The following is an 18713-nucleotide window of genomic DNA, read 5'->3' as shown; positions in this document are numbered from 1 at the left end:
TGCCGATGCCCCTGTACGAGCCTGCCGGCTTCTTCCTCCTGCGGTCCCCGGTCCTGCCGGCCCGCACCTGCCTCGACGTCAGCGAGGACCCCGCCCGCACCCCGGAGACACTGCTCGCGCTCGCCCGGCGTCCCGACGTCGAACGCGCCCTGCTGATCGCGAGCGAGGACCTGTCCGCCGGTCTCGACCGCCTGGACAGCCTCAGCGAGAAACGCACCCGGCGCCTGCACTCCGGGCTGCTGCGCTATGTGACCCGGATGGCGACCAGGCCCACGCCGTTCGGCGCGTTCTCGGGCGTGGCCATGGGCGAGTTCGGTGGTGAGACCTCGGCCCGGCTCGGCGGGCCCGGGGAGCACCGCGTCCGGGTGCGCGCCGACATGGGCTGGCTGCTCGCCCTGATCGAGCGCCTGGAGGACGACCCGGCTGTTCTCCGGCAGCTGCACCTGGTCCTCAACCCCATGGCGCACCGCGCGGGCGACCGCTTCGTCCTGCCGCAGGCCGACAAGTACGGCCGGCACGACGAGCGCGCCGTGCGCATCCGGGCCACGCCCGCCGTGGACCTGGTCGTACGGAGCGCGGCCGTGCCCGTCCCGTACGAGCGGCTCACCGCCGAACTGTCGGCCGCCTTCCCCGAGGTGCCGGCCGAACGCGTGGACAGCCTCGTACGGCAGATGTGGGACCTCGGCTTCCTTACCGGAGACCTGCGGCCCCCGCAGACCGCGGAGCGGCCCGAGCTGCACGTCCTGAAGAAGCTCACGGGTGTCCCGGCCGCCGCGCACACTGCCGAGCGGCTGCGCGAGGTCGCCGACCTGGCCGACCGTACGCACACCGCCGAGTCGCTGCGCCGCCTCGAAGCCGCTCAGCGCGAGCTGGTCCAGGACTACAAGGGGCGGACCTACCAGGCCGACACTGCCGTGGAGCTGCGCGCCCCCGTCCTGAACGCCTCGATCGGGGAAGCCGCCGCCGACGCGGTGGGTGTACTGATCCGGCTCAGCGCGGCCCACAACACACACAGCCACCTCACCCGCTACCGCGAGGAGTTCAGCGAGCGCTACGGCGCCGGGACACGCGTGCCCGTCCTCAGCCTGCTCAGCCCCGACACCGGACTGGACGCCCCGCCCACGTACACCAACCCGCCCCGCAGCATCGCCCTGCCGCCCACCCCTCCCGACGACACCTCCCACCTGGACGGCCTGCTCGTCGAGTTCGCCCAGCAGGCGTGGTGGGACCGTGCCACCGAGGTCGAGCTGACCGATGCCTGGCTGGACCGGCTCGCCCCGGCCGGGCCCGTGCCGGACCCGCCCCCGGTCATGGAGGCGTACCTCCAGGTCCACGCCGCCGACCGGGAGGCCGTCGACCGCGGGGAGTGGCGCGGCGTGCTGCGCTCGGACAGCCTCACCTACGGCGGGCGCACCTACGGGCGCTTCAGCGACGTGCTCGGCGAGGCGGCCGTGGACCGGCTGCGCGCCTACGCCCGGCGCGAGGAAGCCCTCTTCCCCGATGTCGCCTACGCGGAGCTGGCGTTCCTGCCGCCCTACGGACGCGCCGCCAACGTCACGCTGCGCCCCGCCATCCGGCCGTACGAGATCCCCGTCAACACGACTCCGTCGGTCGCCCCCGACCAGGTCATCCCGCTGGACGACATCCTCGTCGGCGTCAGCGACGACCGGTTCCACCTGTGGTCGCGGCGGCTGGACCGGGAGATCGTCGTCGCCCAGCACCACATGCTCAGCCCCAGCCTGGCGCCGAACGTGGCGCGCTTCCTGATCGAGGTGTCGCACGACGGCTGCGTGCTGCCGACCGGGTTCCACTGGGGCCCGGCGGAGGCGGCGCCGTTCCTGCCGCGGGTGGTGCGCGGCCGGATGGTCCTGCGGCCGGCGCAGTGGCGGCTCACGGCGGGCTCGGCCGACGACCTCGACGGCTGGCGCACACGCTGGCGCGTGCCGCGCCACGTCTACCTCGTCGACGCCGACCAGCGGCTGCTGCTCGACCTCGACCACCCCATGTGCCGCGCCGAACTCGAACAGGAACTGCGCAAGCAGCGCGCGCTCGTCCTCCACGAGATGCTGCCGGACTTCGACGGCATGTGGCTCCAGGACGGCGACGGCGAGCGCTACGCCGCCGAGATCGTCGTACCGGTCGTGACCCGCGACGCCGTACGGACCACCCGGCGCCCCGTGCCGCGGCAGCGGCGGGAGGTGCCCGTGGAGCGCCATGTGCCGGGCGGCGCATGGACCTTCCTCAAGGTCTACGCGGCCCCCGAGCGGCAGGACGAGATCGTCGCCGGTCCCCTGCGCGACCTCGTCGCCGGACTGCGCGGCCAGGGCGTGCTGGACCGCTGGTTCTACCTCCGCTACGCCGACCCGTTCCCCCACCTGCGGCTGCGCGTACGCGGCACGGACGCGGACCGGGTGCTCGCCCGCGTCACGGCGTGGGGCCGGGACCTGGTGGGCCAGGGGCTCGCCCGGGACATCGAGATCGCCGGCTACGCGCCGGAGATCGCCCGCTACGGCGGCCCGGAGACCTTCGACGCGGTCGAGCGGCTGTTCCAGGCCAACAGCGAGGTCACCGCCGAACTGCTGTCGCTGCGCCTCGGCATGGAGCCGGAGTTCCTGGCCATGGCCGCGCTGGACACCCTGTACGCGCAGTGGGGCGTCGAGCCGTCCCGGCGCGCCGGTCACGACGGCCGGGACGAGGCGCGCGTACGCGAGACCCGGGGCCTGTTCCGGGGCAACCGGGCCTACCTGTGCGAACTCCTCAGTCCCTGGGACCGCGCCCCCCACGAGGAGGGCAGGGCCCACCGGGAACTGCTCGCCGGTGTCCTCGCGGCCCAGGCGCCCGCCGTGGCGCGGGCGGCCGAGGCCGTGCGCGCGGCGGACCGCGACGGCGCCCTGGTCGGCTCGGCGGACCAGATCCTCGCGAGCCTGGCGCACATGCAGGTCAACCGGCTGCTGCCGATCGACCTGGACCGCGAGGCGCGCGTCCACGCGCTGTGGGGCCAGGTGCTGCACGCGATCCGTGGCCGGATGGCCGCCACCGTCGAGGAGGAACGATGATCTGGCTGCGTGTCATCGGGCTGTTCTGGCGGCTCAGCCCGCTGCGGGTGTCCGCCTTCACGGCCGTGTCCGTGCTGGTCGCCCTCGTCCCGGCCGTACAGATCGGGCTCGTGGCCGCGACCGTGCAGGGCGTGGCCGACGCCGTCGCCGGTGACCCGGGGGCCGGGCGGGCGGCGCTGCTCGCGGGCGGCGGCCTGATGGCGGCCGGCTTCGCCAACCATCTGCTGGGGACGTGTCAGCAGTACCTCGACACGCTGCTGCGGCTCGAACTCACCGCGCGGGTGGGCGAGTGGGTGATGCGCAAGGGCACCCTGCTCGACCTCCAGCAGTACGAGGACGCCGAGATCTACGACAAGATGCAGCGCGCCTTCCAGGAGAGCAACGGGGGCCGCGTCTACCAGGTCTTCACCCAGCTGCTGGAGTCCGTCAGGGAACTGCTCACCCTGGCGACCGTCAGCGCCGTGCTGTTCTCGTGGAACCCCTGGATCGCGCTGGTCATCCTGCTCTCGCCGGTCCCGTCGGTGATCTCGTACATGTTCTTCAGCCACCAGGCGTACGAGATCGAGTACGACCGGGCCGCCGACCGGCGCCGCCTGTACTACTACCAGCACCTGGCGACCACCGACCATTCGTACAAGGAGATCCGGCTCTTCCAGCTCGGCCCGCACCTCCTGAACCTCTACACCCGCCTCGTGCGCACCTTCTTCGACGTCGACCGGCGGCTGGCGCGCCGTCAGTCGCTGCTCGGCGGCGCGCTCGGCTTCCTCAGCGTCGCCGCCTCGTCCGGCGCCGTCCTGTGGGCCGTCCACTCCACGACCAGCCTCGGCCAGGTCGGACAGCTCGCCGGGTACCTCCAGGCGGTCGGCTCGGTCCAGGTGTCCGCGCACGGGCTGCTGCTCGGTATCGCGGCCCTCTACAAGGACAGTCTCTTCCTCGGGAACCTCTTCGACTTCTTCGCGCTGCCCGAGCGGCAGCTCAAGGGAGGCACCCGGCCCTTTCCGGCCAAGATCACCAAGGGCATCGAGTTCCGGGATGTGCGCTTCGTCTACCCCGGCACCGACCGGGTCGTCCTGGACGGCGTCAGCTTCACCATCCCCGCGGGCCGGTGCGTCGCCCTGGTGGGGCAGAACGGCGCGGGCAAGACCACCCTCGTCAAGCTGCTCACCCGCCTCTACGAGCCGACCAGCGGCCAGATCCTCGTGGACGGCGTGCCGATCGAGGAGTACGACCTCGACGACCTGCAACGGCAGATGGGCGTGATCTTCCAGGACTTCATCCGGTACGAACTGCCGGTGCGCGACAACATCGGCTTCGGCCGCATCGAGGCCCGCGACGACACCGCGCGCGTCGCAGAGGCCGCCGAGGCCGCCGGCGCCGCCGGGATCGTGGCGTCGCTGCCGCGCACGTACGACACCATGCTCGGCCGCCACTTCGAGGACGGCCACCAGCTCTCCGGCGGCCAGTGGCAGAAGATCGCCCTCAGCCGGGCCTTCATGCGGCGGGCGCCCGTCGTCGTCCTGGACGAGCCGACGGCCGCCATCGACGCGGAGGCCGAGGCGGAGATCTTCACCCGGCTCCGCGACATCGCCCGCGGCGCGACCTCCCTCGTCATCGCCCACCGCTTCTCCACGGTCCGGATGGCGGACCAGATCGTCGTCATGGAGAACGGCAAGGTGATCGAGACCGGTGTGCACGAGGAACTCGTCCGGGCCGACGGCGTCTACGCCCGGCTCTTCCATCTCCAGGCATCGGGGTACCTGACCGAAGCCGCGTCCCGTTAGAGGCCCAGGTATGCGCGTCTCCGTCCTGTTCCCCGTCATGCCCACCGACCCCGAAGCCGTGGTCCCCTTCGCCGCACCGGTGCGCTCCGGGCAGGCCGCCCGCCTGTGGCAGGGCCAGTCCCTGAGCGCGGACACCCACCAGGTGTTCGCCTACCTGGCCGGCCGGGGCTACCGCGTCCCGGTCGGCACCGGCGTCGTCCTGATGCCGCTGCGGCACCCGGTGGACGCCGCGGTCCAGGCCCGCTCGCTCGCCCGGCTCACGGGGCAGCCGATGGTCCTCGGCCTCGGCCCCGCGACGCCCGACTTCGTCACCGGCCTGCACGGCAAGCCGTACGACAGCCCGCGCGACGCCTGCCTCTCCTACCTCACGGAGGTACGGCGCCTGCTCGACGCCAAGGCACCGGGCGGCGCGGGCACCGTCGGCCTGCCGGACATGCCGCACCCGGGCGTGGAGGTGGGACTCGGCGTCCTGCGGCCGGTGCTCGCGCACGCGGCGGGGCGGGCGGCCGACGTGGCGATCAGCTGGATGACGCCGCCCGGATACGTACGGGACACCCTGCTGCCCGCCATGGCCCGGGGCGCCGCCGCGGCGGACCGGGCCCGGCCCCGCATGGTGACCGTGGTGCACGCCGCGGTCGACCGCCCGCACCGCACCCCGTACCGGCTCGCGTACACCGCCGCGCACGCCCACCTCGCCGGGCCGCACTACACCGACATGCTGCGCCGCGCCGGCCTGCGGGTGCACCACAGCCAGCCGAATCTGGGCGCCCGCGCCCTGGTCGACTCCGGCACTTTTGTGTACGGATCACCCCAGGACATCGCGGCACAGTTGGCCGAATACGGTCGGGCCGGCGTGGACGAAGTTGTCGTCAATACCGCCGGCGTGTATTCCGAGCATGGTCATCCGGACGCCGTACGCGACCTTCAGGACATCCTCGCGGCGTGCCGGGAGCAGCAGCCGGCACCCGTTCCCTGACGGTCCACGGTCCCGCCGGGGTCCCGCCCGATCGCCCGCAGACAGGAGAAGCACGACGGTGCCCGACGACATCGCGCGCTGGCTCACCGAGCACGCCAGGCCCCTCGACGCGCTGGAACCGGGCACGCCCCACCGGGATCTCGGACCGCTGGGCGACGCCCTGCGCGGCGTACGCATCGTGGGCCTCGGCGAATCCACCCACGGCACGCACGAGTTCTTCCGGCTCAAGCACCGGCTGGTGGAGTTCCTGGTGCGCGAGGAGGGCTTCACGGTCCTCGCCATGGAAGCCAGCGCGTCCGCCGCCCGCGCCCTGGACGCCTACGTACGCCACGGCACCGGGGACCCCCGCCGCCTGATCAGCCGGCTGGGGTTCTGGACCTGGCGCACCGCGGAGATGCTCGATCTGGTCGAGTGGCTGCGGGCCCACAACGAGGGCCTGCCCGAGGAGCGGCGGGTGCGTTTCGTCGGTACGGACCCGCAGCGCTGCGCCGATTCGGTCGCGGCGGTCAGCGCGTTCCTGGGCCGGGTGGCGCCCGAGCGGGCGGCGGAGGCAGGCGACCTGGAGGTGCTGGCACAGGCCCGCCCCGCCTCCCGGCCCGACCTGCGGAACACTCTCGTCCACCGCGCCGAGGCACTCGCCGACCTCATCGCCGGCCACCGGCAGACGTTCACCGAACGGCTCGCGGCAAACGGCGAGGACGGCACCCGGGCACCGGCAGCGGCGGTCGACGACGTCCTGGAGCACGCGCGCATCCTCGTCCGCGCCGCCGACCTGGTGACCCGCTCCCCCGACCAGCCGTCGGGGGAGGACAGCGTGTTCGCCGTACGCGACCGCTACATGGCCGACGCCGTGGCGCGCCTGGTCGACACCAACCCGCAGGCGCGCGTCATGGTCTGGGCGCACAACGGGCACATCGCCAAGAGCACGTACGGCGCGGGAGTGCCCGCGCTCGGCAGCAGGCTCCGCACCCGCTACGGCGACGCCTACTACGCGCTGGCCCTCCTCTTCGGCAAGGGCTCCTTCCTCGCCCGCCGGGGCACCGACGTGCACGGCCCGCCGCTCCGGCACCGGATCGGCACCGGCACCCGGTCGGTCGAGGCGCGGTTCGCCCACGCCGTGCCCGGTGACTTCTACATCGACCTGACCGCGGACGGATCGCCGCCCGACGACGCACGGTGGCTGCGGTCGGCGCAGGCCCAGCGCAGCTTCGGCGCCAACGTGCCCCGGTTCGCCTACCGGTTCAACGTGGCGCCGCTGGTACCGGCCGAGGACTACGACGGCATCGCGTTCGTCGCCCGCTCGACGTGCTCCCGGGTGCTGCCGCCGGTGGAGCGCTGAGTCAGAAGAAGGTGCCGAGGACGGCGTCCCAGGCCAGCTTCCACATCGGTTCCGCTCCGGTACCGAAGGCGGCGGCGAGCGCGTACCCCACGGACGCGTCGTACGGCACCGGGGCGGCGCCCTTCTCCCACTCGGCCGTCACCCGCCCGTCCCCGGTCGACGTGAGGACGCCGAGGAGCGTGCCGTCGCGCAGCAGGCGGCTGGTGCCGAGCGATACGGGGACCAGCCGGTGCCCGTATCCCGCGGTGGCCGCGGCTCCGGGGCTTCCCTGGGCCACCTCCACCCGGTAGGACTTGCGCGTCAGGAAGCCCTTGGCCGGACGGAGGTCGACGGCAACCCCGTCGACGCTCATGGTCAGCCGTTCCGGATCACGCGTGCCGATCGGCACATGGCTCTCCAGGGGCGTACCGGCGGCCCGCCGTATCCCGGCCCGTGGCACGCCGTCGCCGCTCACAGCCAGCGTCCCGGCCTCGTGGTCGAGTTCGATACCGACCGCGCCGAAGAGCGCGTCCTCGGCGGAGACGTACGAGAACGGGTGCATCAACAACTCCTCGCCCGGCGGCCCCCGCCGTCCGTGTCGATCTTCGAATCCCAGCATCCGGCAACCGGCCGGGCGAGGGCTCCATACCGGCCACGGCCGGGCCCGGCCGTACGCGACCGGGCCCGGCCCCGCCCTACAACCGCGGATCCACCGGCTCCGACTCCAGCGCCAGCACGGCGAAGACCGCCTCGTGCACCCGCCACAGGGGCTCGCCGTCGGCCAGCCGGTCCAGTGCCTCCAGGCCGAGGGCGTACTCGCGCAGGGCGAGGGAGCGCTTGTGGCCGAGGTGGCGGACGCGCAGCCGCTCCAGGTTCTCCGGGCGGGTGTACTCCGGGCCGTAGATGATGCGCAGGTACTCCCGGCCGCGGCACTTGACGCCGGGCTGCACCAGCCGCCCGTCGCCCTTGCGCACCAGCGCGCCCAGCGGCTTGACGACCATGCCCTCGCCGCCGTCGGCGGTCAGGTCCAGCCACCACTGGATGCCCGCCGCGACCGACGCCTCGTCCTCCGTGTCGACGACCAGGCGGCCGGTGCGCCGCAGCAGGCCCGTACCGTCGTGTTCGACGAGGCGGTCCAGCCAGGCCAGCTGCTCGTCGTGCGGTACGGCCGCCAGGCTGCGGCCCGGCGCGGCCAGGATCTGGAACGGTGCGAGCCGTGCGCCCTCCAGGCCGTCCACCGGCCAGCAGTAGCGCCGGTACGCCTCGGTGAACGCGGCGGCGTCCGCGGCCCGTTCCCGCTGGCGGGCCAGCAGGCCCGGCACCTCCACGCCGCGGGCCGCGGCAGCCTCCAGCGCGTCCAGCGCCCCGGGGAAGGCCGCGCCGGACGCCGCGCCGACCGCCGCGTACTGCCCGCGCAGCAGCCCGGCCGCCTTCAGCGACCACGGCAGCAGTTCGGCGTCGAGCAGCAGCCAGTGCCCGGAGCCGGACGCCGTGGGGTCGGCCGGCTCCTCCCACAGGCCCGCGCCCTCCGCGGCTTCCCGTACGGACTTCAGCACCTGCTCGGTCAGAGCCGGATCGTCGAAGAACGGGCGCCCCGTACGGGTGTAGACGGCGCCGCTCACCCCCGCCGCCGCGCCGAACCGCTCCCGCGCCACCGCCTCGTCGCGGCACACCAGGACCACGGCCCGCGAGCCCATGTGCTTCTCCTCGCACACGACCTCCCGCACACCGTCCGCCCGGTAGGCCGCGAACGCCTCGGCCGGGTGCTCCAGGTACCCGTCCTCCCTGGAGGTCGCGCAGGGCGCCATCGTCGGCGGAAGGTACGGCAGCAGCCGCGGGTCGGCCGCGAACCGGCTCATCACCTCCAGGGCCGCCGCCGCGTTCTCCTCCTTGACCGCGACCCGGCCCATGTGGCGCGTCTCCACGACCCGCCGCCCGGCGACGTCGGCCAGGTCCAGCGGGCGCCCGTCCGCGCCGCCCGGTGCCTCGGTGGCCAGCGGCTTGGACGGCTCGTACCAGACCCGCTCGGCCGGTACGTCGACCAGTTCGCGCTCCGGCCAGCGCAGCGCCGTCATCCGGCCGCCGAAGACACAGCCGGTGTCCAGGCAGATGGTGTTGTTCAGCCAGCTCGCGCGCGGGGCGGGGGTGTGCCCGTAGACCACGGCGGCGCGGCCCCGGTACTCCTCGGCCCACGGGTAGCGCACCGGCAGCCCGAACTCGTCGGTCTCGCCGGTCGTGTCGCCGTACAGCGCGAAGGACCGCACCCGCCCGGACGTGCGCCCGTGGTACTTCTCCGGCAGCCCGGCGTGGCTGACCACCAGCGCCCCGCCGTCGAGCACGTAGTGGCTGACCAGGCCGTCGATGAAGGCCGCGACCTCGCCGCGGAACGCCTCGTCCTCCCGCTCCAGCTGGGCGACGGTCTCGGCGAGCCCGTGGGTGTGCTGCACCTTGCGGCCCTTGAGGTAGCGGCCGAGCTTGTTCTCGTGGTTGCCCGGTACGCACAGCGCGTGCCCGGCGGCGACCATGCCCATCACCAGGCGCAGCACACCGGGGCTGTCCGGGCCGCGGTCGACCAGGTCGCCGACGAAGACGGCGGTACGGTCCTGCGGGTGCCGGGCGTCCACGGGGCGGCCGAGCGCGTCCCGCTCGATGTCGTACCCCAGCCGCCCGAGCAGCGTCTCCAGCTCGGAGCGGCAGCCGTGGATGTCGCCGACGATGTCGAACGGGCCGGTCAGGTGCCGCAGGTCGTTGAAGCGCCGCTCGGTGACGAGCTCCGCCGCCTCGACCTGCTCCACGCCCTTGAGCACGTGCACCTTGCGGAAGCCCTCGCGCTCCAAGTGCCGCAGGGAGCGGCGCAGTTCGCGCTGGTGGCGCTGGATGACGCGGCGCGGCAGCCCGGCGCGGTCGGCGCGGGCCGCGTTGCGCTCGGCGCACACCTCCTCGGGCAGGTCCAGGACGATGGCCACCGGCAGCACGTCGTGCTCGCGGGCCAGCTTCACCAGCTGGGCACGCGCCTCGCGCTGCACGTTCGTGGCGTCGACGACGGTCCGCCGGCCGGCCGCGAGCCGCTTGCCCGCGATGTAGTGCAGCACGTCGAAGGCGTCGCCGCTGGCGCTCTGGTCGTTCTCGTCGTCGCTGACCAGCCCGCGGCAGAAGTCCGAGGAGAGGACCTCGGTGGGCTTGAAGTGCCGGGCGGCGAACGTGGACTTGCCGGAGCCGGTGGCGCCGATGAGCGCCACCAGGCACAGGTCGGGGACGCCCAGCGGGCGGCGGACGGAAGAGGTGTCGGTCATGCCCGGGCCTCCTTTTCGGGGGTGAGGGCGGTCGTGGGTACGCAAGCGGGCCGGGCGGGCGCGGGTACGGGTGCGCGGTCCGCCGCCAGACGGAAGTGGGCCAGCTGGGTCGGCGGCCCCACCTCGGGGTCGTCCAGGCCCACGGGCCGGAACTCCACCTCGTACCCGTGCCGCTCCGCCACCTCCCGGGACCACGCCCGGAACTCCTCCCGCGTCCACTCGAAGCGGTGGTCGCGGTGGCGTACGTGCCCGGCGGGCAGCGACTCCCAGCGCACGTTGTACTCGACGTTCGGCGTCGTCACCACGACCGAACGGGGCCGCGCGGCGCCGAAGACCGCGTACTCCAGCGCGGGCAGCCGCGGCGGGTCGACGTGCTCGACGACCTCGCTCAGCACGGCCGCGTCGTACCCCTTCAGCCGTGCGTCGGTGTACGCGAGCGAGCCCTGCACCAGGCGCAGCCGCTCGGACTGCCGCTCGGGCATCCGGTCCAGCCGCAGCCGACGCCGTGTCTCCTGGAGCGCGCGCATCGACACGTCCAGGCCGACGATGTCGGTGAACCGCGGCTCCTTGAGCAGGTCGCCCAGCAACTGGCCCTGCCCGCAGCCCAAATCGAGCACCCGCGCCGCCTTCACCTCGCGCAGCACGCCGAGGATCGCGGCCCGCCGCTGCACGGCCAGGGGGACGGGCTGCTCCTCGGCGCCGTCCGCCTGCTCCGCCGTGGCCTCGGCCGGCTCCGCCGCTTCCGCACCGGCCGGCTCCCCGGCCTCGGTCTCCGCCGACTCCTCCACCGCGTTGTCGATCTCCTCGGCGGCCGTGTCGTCCGCCTCGGCGAGCCGGGCCAGCTCCAGCCGCTCCAGCGCGTCGCGCGTCAGCGACCAGCGGCGGGCGAGGTAGCGGCCGGTGATCAGCTTCTGTTCGGGGTGGTCCGCCAGCCAGCCCTCACCGGCCCGCAGCAGCTTGTCGACCTCGTCGGGCGCGACCCAGTAGTGCTTGGCGTCGTCCAGCACCGGCAGCAGCACATACAGGTGCCGCAGCGCCTCCGCGACCGTGTGCTCGCCCTCCAGGCCGAGCCGTACGTACCGCGAGTCGCCCCACTCCGGGAACGCCGCGTCCAGCGGCACCGGCTCGGCCCGTACCGTCCACCCCAGCGGCTCGAACAGCCGGCGCACCAGCTCGGTGCCGCCGCGCGCGGGCACCGCGGGCAGGTCGAGGCGCAGCGGCAGCGGCTGCGCGGGCAGCTCGGGGCGCGCCTTGCACTGCCCCTTGAGCGCGCTCGCGAAGACCGTGCTCAGGGCCACGGCCAGCAGCGAAGAGGCCGCGTACGGGCGGTCGTTGACGTACTGCGCGAGCGCCGAGTCGGGCGCACCGCCCCGGCCCTTCCCCCGGCCGCGCCGCACCAGCGCGACCGGGTCCACCTCCAGGAGCAGCGCGGCCGTGCACCGGCCGTCGTCCGCTTCCGGGTAGAACACATGGGCCGTGCCGTACGCCGTCGAGAACGCCTGCGCCTTGCCGGGGTGCTTGTGCAGCAGAAACCCGAGGTCGGTCGCGGGGCGCCCGTCGCTGCCGGTGGTCGTTATCGTCAGGAACACGCGTACGAGTATCGCCCGGTGCGGATGCTTGCGACAAAGTCATTTCGCAGGTGGGGGCGGGTGGGGCGAGGGTGCGAGCGAGGTAGCGGGCCGGGGCCGCCCGGGGCCACGGCCGCCGGTGGCCCCGGTGCCGTGCCTGTTCCCGCCGCCCGGCACGTGCAGGGCAAGATGGGCGGCATGGAACTCCGGATCTTCACCGAGCCCCAGCAGGGGGCCACCTACGACACCCTTCTCCGCGTCGCCCGGGCCGCCGAGGACCTGAACTACGGCGCCTTCTTCCGCTCCGACCACTATCTGCACATGGGCAGCACCGACGGGCTGCCCGGCCCGACGGACGCCTGGATCACCCTGGCCGGCCTGGCCAGGGAGACCACCCGCATCCGGCTGGGCACCCTGATGACGGCCGGCACCTTCCGCCTCCCCGGCGTACTCGCCATCCAGGTCGCCCAGGTCGACCAGATGTCGGGCGGCCGGATCGACTTCGGCCTGGGCTCCGGCTGGTACGAGGACGAGCACAAGGCGTACGGCATCCCCTTCCCCAAGGAGAAGTTCGGCCGCCTGGAGGAGCAGCTCGCGATCATCACCGGACTGTGGAAGACCCCCACCGGCGAACGCTTCAGCTTCGACGGGAAGTTCTACCAGCTGACCGACTCGCCCGCGCTGCCGAAGCCGGCCCAGCCCAAGGTGCCGGTGCTCATCGGCGGGCACGGCGTCAAGCGCACCCCCGCGCTCGCCGCCGAGTACGCGGACGAATTCAACATCCCCTTCGCCTCGTTGGACGACACCGAGCAGCAGTTCAAGCGGGTACGGGCAGCCGCCGAGCAGCGCGGCCGCGACGCCGACGACCTCGTCTACTCCAACGCCCTGGTCGCCTGCGTCGGCAGGAACGACGCGGAGGTCAAGCGCCGCGCGGACGCCATCGGCCGCGAGGTCGAGGAACTGAAGGCCAACGGACTGGCCGGCTCCCCCGCCGAGGTCGTCGAACGCCTCGGCCGCTTCCGGGCCGTGGGCTCGCAGCGGGTGTATCTCCAGATGCTGGATCTGACCGATCTCGATCAGCTGGAGCTGATTGCTTCCGAGGTCATGCCGCAGGTGGCGTGAAGGTCTGGGACTCCTCGGCCTTCCGGGGCTTCCGGGCTTCTGGGGACCTCACCCGGCGGGTACGCCCCCGCCCGGTCCCCAGGGGCCCGGGAGCCATTCCACGAGCAGCAGGGTCGCGTCGTCGCGCAGCTCGTTGCCCTCGTCGCCGACGATGTAGTGGATCAGGCGGCGCAGCGTCTCGAAGGCCAGCTCGCCGCCCGCCGTCGCCCGGATGATCATGTCCGTGAAGCGTTCCAGGCCGAACAGCTTGCCCTGCGAGTCGCGCGCCTCGGTTACGCCGTCGGTGTACAGCAGCACCCGGTCGCCGGGCTCCAGATCCGCCACGTGGACCGTACGGGCGTCCGGTGAGAGCGCCCCGGGCAGGCCCAGCGGCAGCTGGCCGGGGCGCTCCAGCGCACGGTCGAGAACGGTGTGCCGGCGGATGAGCAGCGGCGGCGGGTGGCCGCAGTTGACCCAGCGCAGCCGCCCGTCGTCCAGGTCCAGCTGGAGGAAGACACCGGTGGCGAACCGGTCGGGCAGCCACTCGAACAGCGCCTGGTCGACGGTGTCCACCGTCTCGCGCAGGTCCGCCCCGGCGCGCCGGCCGCTGCGGCAGCCCGCCAGGGCGACCGAGGTGGCCAGACCGGCGGCCAGGTCGTGGCCCATCGAGTCGATGATGGCGGCGTGCAGCGTGTTCTGCGTCACGGAGTGGTCGAACGCGTCGCCGCCCAGCTCGTACGCAGGCTCCAGCACCGCGGTGGACACCGCCTGCTCGTTGCCGATCGTGCGCGGCGGCAGGAAGGCCCGTACCATCTCGGCGGGCAGCTGCATCGGCTCCGTACGCGCCTGCCGTACGAACGTGTCACTGTAGGCCCGCTTCGAGGTGATGATGGGGGCCAGCAGCGCCGCCAGCGTACGGCAGCGGCGCAGACGCTCACTGTCCAGCAGGTCGGTGTGCGCCTCCAGTACGCCCAGCCGCTCCACCCCGTCCACCAGCGGCAGCCACACCCGGATGCCGCCCTCGGGGCCCTCCACATCCTCCACGCGCATGGCCAGCGTGCGGTACGTCCATCCAGCGTGCGAGCCGTCCACGGCGAGCGACGACTGCCCGCTGCCCAGCGGGCACAGCTGCCGCTGCTGGATGTCGACCAGATAGAGGCTCACGTGCCGCAGGCCGAGGGCCGCGGCATGCCGGTTCACCAGGTCCGGCATGTCCGTCGGCGCCGCGCGCTGGGCATGCTCCAGCAGCGTTTCGAGCATTCCGTAGCCCTCGGCGCCCGGGTAGGCATCCGCAAAGGCTTCCCCGGCCATGGCGCTCACCTCCTCCGGCAGTCTCGCACCGCGCCTGCGGGGTCGCCGGTCGGAGGATCCGCGGCGGGTGTCCGTTACGGCTGCCGGGTTCGCCACCGGTGGTCGGGCAGAAAGCGCACGTCGTACCGCCGGGGTACGGTCGCGAACTTCTCCGCCTCCGGTACGACGGGCTCACGCGGCAGCCCGAGCTGCTCCGTCGGCACGCCGAGGCTCTCGAAGAACCGCTCGAAGGTGCCGCCGGGCCCCGCCGCGACGCCGACGACCTGACTGTGGTGGCGCTCCATACGGTAGGCATGCGGACAGTTCGCGGGCACGAAGCCGAAGTCGCCGGGCGTCAGCAGCTTCTCCTGCTGCTGCCCCTCGGTGTCCTCGACGAACAGCCGGACCGCGCCCTGGGTGACGTAGAAGACCTCGTACGTGTCGGAGTGCAGGTGGGCCGGGATGAGGTCGCCTTTCGGCCCCTCGCAGGTGAAGAAGTTGAACATGTTCCCGGTCTGCTCCCCGCCCGCGTAGACGGTGACCAGGTCGCCGAACAGGTGGGCGCGGTCCCCCTCGCCCTTCTCGATGAAGTACGGCTTGCCCGGCTCGGCGGGTATGCGCGAGGCCCGGCGGTATTGCGTGGCGTATTCGATGGTCACAGAACCTCCCAGGGGGAATTCGGCACCGATCGTCAGGCAACCTGACGACCGACGTGTCAGGTACCCTGACACGCGTCACTCCCTCCGAGCAACCGAACCCTCCGATCACCTCCGCCCCTCGGCCGGCACGCCCGGGGATCTCACCTCGGCCACGGACCCTCACTCTGGCCCGCTGCCGCGAGGGCCGCCCTCCCCATCCGTCCACGACCCCGCCGCGAGGACCCCTCCATGGACCCACTGACGGACTCAGTTACGGACTCAGTTATGGACCCGGCTCCGGACCCGGTTGTGCCGCACCCGCCCCGCCGCAACCTCCCTCAGCTGCTCGGTGACGCGCGGCGCTGGTTCGAGGAGGCGCTTCTGGCGGCCATGAACGCGGCCGGCGGGCCAGCGGTGACCTCCACCCAGGTCCAGCTCTTCGCCGTACTGGACGCGGAAGGCACCACCGTCGCCACACTGGCCCGGCGGATGGGCGTGACCCGGCAGACCGCGCATCAGGCCGTGCACGGCCTCGTCACCGCGGGCCTGCTGGAACAGATTCCCGATCCCGCTTCGGCCCGGCAGCGGCTGATCCGCCGTACCGCGAAAGGCGAAAGCGCCCACCGGCGAGCCGAATGCTTTCTTCAAGACCTGGAACGCCAACTCGCCGAACGCATCGGCCACGAAGCGGTCAACACCCTCCGCAAAACCCTCGAAACCCCCTGGGGCCCACCTCCGGTCCCATAAACACACTTCGGGCCCACATCGCCCCAACACCGCGTCTCACTCTTTCGGCTCAACCAGCCCGTATCGCACACCCTCGACACCATCCGCACGTTGATCGGTAAGTCGGAGTTACGACTTACCGAAAGAGGTATGACGTGCAATATCCCGCCAGCCGCACAGCCGCCATCTCCACCACGGCGCTGACCCTGGCCAGCGCCCTCACCGTCACCGCCGCCTCCGCCCTGGAACACCGGGACCGCCACGCCGCCCCCAAGCGCCTGAACGCCTCGGCCCAGTCCGGCTCCTTCGACATCCTGACCCGGCAGGCCAGCGGCCTGAAGGCGAAGTTCACCGAGCGCGACGGCACCCCGGTGGCGGGTCTGCCCGTCAAGTTCACCGTCTCCGGAGACAAAACCCTCCTCTGCGAGGCCGCCACCAACGCCGGCGGCTACGCCGAGTGCAAAAGCCCCGCCTTCCCGCCCCTCCCGGCATCCGCCGTAAAGCTCCTCACCACCGGCTACGACGCCACCACCCACGGCACTCTCCACTACACCCCCACCACCACCCACAACACCATCGGCCTCACTGCACCCTGAGGTCCGCTCCCTCAACGCCCAACCCCTCGGCTGCTCCTCCTGCCCCCCGCGGGCCCCACTTCCCCCCAGTGCCCCGGGCCACCGCGCGGAATTTCGCTCTCCACCCTCCCCTCCCTCTTCTCCCCTCTCCTCCCCGAACGAACGCAGCCCCCGAGATGGAATCTCGGGGGCTTTTCCTTTCGGGGCGCACCGTCCGGCTACGACGAGGGGTATTGCCGTTCGTTCTGGAGGGCGCAGAACTGTCGGCCGTACTCGTGGATGCTGAGGCCCTGGATGCTCAGGTCCTGGATACTTAGGCCCTGGATGCTCAGGTGCGGGTACGCAATTCCCCGCCGCTTTGGCTCAGCCCGACGTTTCCATCAAGGCGGTGACATAGGCGTCCAGCCGCTCCTCCACAACCCGCGTCGTCAGCTCGGTTCTGCCTGCCTTCCGCCATACCTGCGCCACCTCCCGCACCTCCTCTGAGGCGGCCAGCGCATCCCGCACCCGCCAGTACTTCCGTTCACTCGCGTCCGCGGCCAGCATTCCGCCGGCCTCCTCGTACGCATCGGCGAACCGCAGACCCCACTCCGGTCCGTGCAGCAGCGCGAGAGTGGTCGCGCAATGTGCCACATCGAGATCCGCCGGGCCCCAGGAAGTCGCCGCCCAGTCGACAACGCCGGTGATCCGCGCATCCGCCGCCCCTGTGGGCGGCACATCGAACAGCACATTGCCGGGCTGGAAATCCCGGTGCAGAAATCGCCCTTCATAGCGCGGCGCGGGCCTGCGGATCACATCGATCGCCGCAGCCCACACCCCCGCGTCGGCCCCCTCCGGAACCACGACACTCTCGGGGGTCGTCAACGCCACATACTCCCGGGGCCGCTCGACGGGTCGCACCGCATGGATGGCGACAAGCTGACGGGCCAGCAGAAAAAGGCGTGTCTCCAAGCCCTCGTCGTCGAGGACCGTCCGGCCCTCCAGATGCGTCATCAGGAGCGACGGATACTCGCAATGTGCGGCGACCGGATCAACCGCGACGAGCCCAGGAGCCGGCACGCCGGTCCCCGCGAGCAGGGTCAGAGCGCCGGTCTCCCTACTCAACAAGCCCTCGGCCTGCCCCACGTAGAACGGGTCGACAAAGCTCCGAAGCACCAGATCACGGGTGCCCCCGTCGCGCGTGCCAATGGTCACCTTCCGCATTTCGGCCGTGATCCCGCCGTGCAGCGCCTCAGCCCTGACGACCCGTTCACCGACCTCCAGATGCCGACTCACCCAAGCCAGCGCCAACGGCCGAACTGCCCCCACCTCGTCGTGGTTAGTCATCGTGCCACCCCATCATCCGGACGGAAGCACACGCAAAGAGGTTTCGTTGGGGGTGATGGCAGCGCTGAAGCACTGCTCTACTCCTCGCTCAGCCACCGCAGACACTCGCATCGAGGCTCGAAGCAGTCGGGGGCGAAGCCTGGTGAGCCTGGGCTATTGACTGGCGTCAACGACTCACCTCAAAGGAGACCAACGAGCACTTCACCCAACCGGAGAGCGAGCCCGGCCCGGCGCGGGCGTCGCGCTTCCCATAGGAATTCTCCGCACCCACATCGGCGACCCGTCCCCGGAAGAAGCGGCGCTCCGTACCCCCAGTCCGCGCCCACCCCAGCCATCACCCACATCACCTACACCGCTTTCACCGCCCACACTTCCCGGCGTACCCGAAAGGCCACCACCCGAACAGCTCGCCTCTCGCCCCCTCCCGCCCAGGCAACGCGCTCAACCTGCCCACCGGAGATCGGTACCGGTCGAGGCCGATCGGACGCGGACAATGGCGGCACGCCAGCGGCGTACCGCTGCGTGCGCGGCGTGTCAGTGGCGTACCGCTGCGTGCAGCACTTCAGTGGAATACCGCTGCTGCGCGGCGTGTCAGTGGCGTATCGCTGCTCGCGCGGCACGTCAGTGGCGTACTGCTGCGCGCGCGGCGGCACGTCAGTTGCGTACCGCTGCGCGCGCGGCACGCCCAGGCCCACCGCAACGCCCGCCCGACCGGCCGGCTGACCGACCGACCGACCGACAACAGCCTTGCCAAGCTCCAGCCGCGGCGCACTCAACATCGGCCTCTTGCGCAACTCTGGCCCCACCGGTGAAGTCGCAGCCCCCACCACACGAAAGCCGACCCTGCACTCGCACCGCAGGGCCACCCCTCCGAAACGGCCCTCCGCGACCCTCCCCGCGCTGTAGGCCGCTCCCGGGCTGTCCCTCCCGGCTGCCCCGCCAGGCCGTCTCTTCGGCCTGTCCCTCCCGGCCCCTCCCCCCCTCCGGCGTCTTCCTCCCCCCGCCAGGGTTCCCGCCCCCCCGGCGGGTCGGCTCGCGCCGCCGTATCGGCCAGCCGGGACTTCG

General features: G+C 72.4%; 13 protein-coding genes. 7 read left to right on the top strand and 6 right to left on the bottom strand.

Annotated elements, in window-relative coordinates:
• Positions 1-5: 5 nt before the first annotated feature.
• From ADK86_RS12605 to ADK86_RS12590, 4 genes are read left to right on the top strand one after another with little or no spacing between them, the layout of a single operon-like run.
• Positions 6-3056: a lantibiotic dehydratase gene (locus ADK86_RS12605; protein ID WP_053696670.1), complete on the top strand. Its 3051-nt coding sequence runs from the start codon at positions 6-8 to the stop codon at positions 3054-3056.
• On the top strand, positions 3053-4837 hold the full coding sequence (locus tag ADK86_RS12600) for an ABC transporter ATP-binding protein (RefSeq protein ID WP_053696669.1): 1785 nt from the start codon (positions 3053-3055) through the stop codon (positions 4835-4837). The genes ADK86_RS12605 and ADK86_RS12600 overlap by 4 nt, the downstream gene beginning before the upstream one ends.
• A gap of 10 nt (positions 4838-4847) precedes the next feature.
• Positions 4848-5813, top strand: a complete 966-nt coding sequence (locus ADK86_RS12595) for an LLM class flavin-dependent oxidoreductase (protein WP_053696668.1) — start codon at positions 4848-4850, stop codon at positions 5811-5813.
• Between the two features lie 58 nt (positions 5814-5871).
• Complete coding sequence (locus ADK86_RS12590) at positions 5872-7152, top strand: erythromycin esterase family protein (protein WP_053696667.1); 1281 nt, start codon at positions 5872-5874, stop codon at positions 7150-7152.
• A 1-nt stretch (position 7153) separates the two neighbouring features.
• Here the strand turns inward: ADK86_RS12590 and ADK86_RS12585 are convergent, their stop codons facing one another.
• The 3 genes from ADK86_RS12585 to ADK86_RS12575 all read right to left on the bottom strand — a co-directional run bounded on the left by ADK86_RS12585 (position 7154) and on the right by ADK86_RS12575 (position 12013).
• Complete coding sequence (locus tag ADK86_RS12585; RefSeq protein ID WP_053696666.1) at positions 7154-7693, bottom strand: hypothetical protein; 540 nt, start codon at positions 7691-7693, stop codon at positions 7154-7156.
• 133 nt (positions 7694-7826) lie between these two features.
• Positions 7827-10424: a polynucleotide kinase-phosphatase gene (locus ADK86_RS12580; protein WP_053696665.1), complete on the bottom strand. Its 2598-nt coding sequence runs from the start codon at positions 10422-10424 to the stop codon at positions 7827-7829.
• Positions 10421-12013 (bottom strand): 3' terminal RNA ribose 2'-O-methyltransferase Hen1, encoded by a 1593-nt coding sequence (locus tag ADK86_RS12575; RefSeq protein WP_053696664.1) that lies wholly within the window; start codon positions 12011-12013, stop codon positions 10421-10423. Before ADK86_RS12575 ends, ADK86_RS12580 begins: the two co-directional genes overlap by 4 nt.
• A gap of 177 nt (positions 12014-12190) precedes the next feature.
• Between ADK86_RS12575 and ADK86_RS12570 the strand changes: the two genes are divergently transcribed.
• Positions 12191-13114: an LLM class F420-dependent oxidoreductase gene (locus tag ADK86_RS12570; RefSeq protein WP_003980842.1), complete on the top strand. Its 924-nt coding sequence runs from the start codon at positions 12191-12193 to the stop codon at positions 13112-13114.
• Positions 13115-13162: 48 nt separating this feature from the next.
• Here the strand turns inward: ADK86_RS12570 and ADK86_RS12565 are convergent, their stop codons facing one another.
• Together ADK86_RS12565 and ADK86_RS12560 are read right to left on the bottom strand one after the other, a co-directional pair.
• Positions 13163-14404, bottom strand: a complete 1242-nt coding sequence (locus ADK86_RS12565) for a PP2C family protein-serine/threonine phosphatase (protein WP_053696663.1) — start codon at positions 14402-14404, stop codon at positions 13163-13165.
• 74 nt (positions 14405-14478) lie between these two features.
• On the bottom strand, positions 14479-15042 hold the full coding sequence (locus ADK86_RS12560; RefSeq protein WP_053696662.1) for a quercetin 2,3-dioxygenase: 564 nt from the start codon (positions 15040-15042) through the stop codon (positions 14479-14481).
• A 264-nt stretch (positions 15043-15306) separates the two neighbouring features.
• Here ADK86_RS12560 and ADK86_RS12555 point away from each other — a divergent pair, with 264 nt between their 5' ends.
• Positions 15307-15768: a MarR family winged helix-turn-helix transcriptional regulator gene (locus ADK86_RS12555; RefSeq protein WP_053696661.1), complete on the top strand. Its 462-nt coding sequence runs from the start codon at positions 15307-15309 to the stop codon at positions 15766-15768.
• 134 nt (positions 15769-15902) lie between these two features.
• On the top strand, positions 15903-16343 hold the full coding sequence (locus ADK86_RS12550) for a hypothetical protein (RefSeq protein WP_053696660.1): 441 nt from the start codon (positions 15903-15905) through the stop codon (positions 16341-16343).
• 342 nt (positions 16344-16685) lie between these two features.
• Here the strand turns inward: ADK86_RS12550 and ADK86_RS12545 are convergent, their stop codons facing one another.
• The gene (locus ADK86_RS12545; RefSeq protein ID WP_053696659.1) at positions 16686-17648 is read right to left on the bottom strand and encodes a phosphotransferase family protein; all 963 of its coding nucleotides are present in this window, start codon (positions 17646-17648) and stop codon (positions 16686-16688) included.
• Positions 17649-18713 lie beyond the last annotated feature (1065 nt).

This window comes from Streptomyces sp. NRRL F-5755, assembly GCF_001279365.1.
Taxonomy (GTDB): Bacteria; Actinomycetota; Actinomycetes; order Streptomycetales; family Streptomycetaceae; genus Streptomyces; species Streptomyces rimosus.
This window is presented reverse-complemented; position numbering and strand designations above follow the sequence as displayed.

What these genes read in the sequence shown, in the direction of transcription:
- ADK86_RS12595 (WP_053696668.1), top strand. Translation starts at nt 4,848, where the DNA reads ATGCGCGTCTCCGTCCTGTTCCCCGTCATGCCCACCGACCCCGAAGCC.
- ADK86_RS12585 (WP_053696666.1), bottom strand. Translation starts at nt 7,693, where the DNA reads ATGCACCCGTTCTCGTACGTCTCCGCCGAGGACGCGCTCTTCGGCGCG.
- ADK86_RS12570 (WP_003980842.1), top strand. Translation starts at nt 12,191, where the DNA reads ATGGAACTCCGGATCTTCACCGAGCCCCAGCAGGGGGCCACCTACGAC.
- ADK86_RS12605 (WP_053696670.1), top strand. Translation starts at nt 6, where the DNA reads ATGCCCCTGTACGAGCCTGCCGGCTTCTTCCTCCTGCGGTCCCCGGTC.
- ADK86_RS12545 (WP_053696659.1), bottom strand. Translation starts at nt 17,648, where the DNA reads ATGACTAACCACGACGAGGTGGGGGCAGTTCGGCCGTTGGCGCTGGCT.
- ADK86_RS12555 (WP_053696661.1), top strand. Translation starts at nt 15,307, where the DNA reads ATGGACCCGGCTCCGGACCCGGTTGTGCCGCACCCGCCCCGCCGCAAC.
- ADK86_RS12600 (WP_053696669.1), top strand. Translation starts at nt 3,053, where the DNA reads ATGATCTGGCTGCGTGTCATCGGGCTGTTCTGGCGGCTCAGCCCGCTG.
- ADK86_RS12580 (WP_053696665.1), bottom strand. Translation starts at nt 10,424, where the DNA reads ATGACCGACACCTCTTCCGTCCGCCGCCCGCTGGGCGTCCCCGACCTG.
- ADK86_RS12565 (WP_053696663.1), bottom strand. Translation starts at nt 14,404, where the DNA reads ATGGCCGGGGAAGCCTTTGCGGATGCCTACCCGGGCGCCGAGGGCTAC.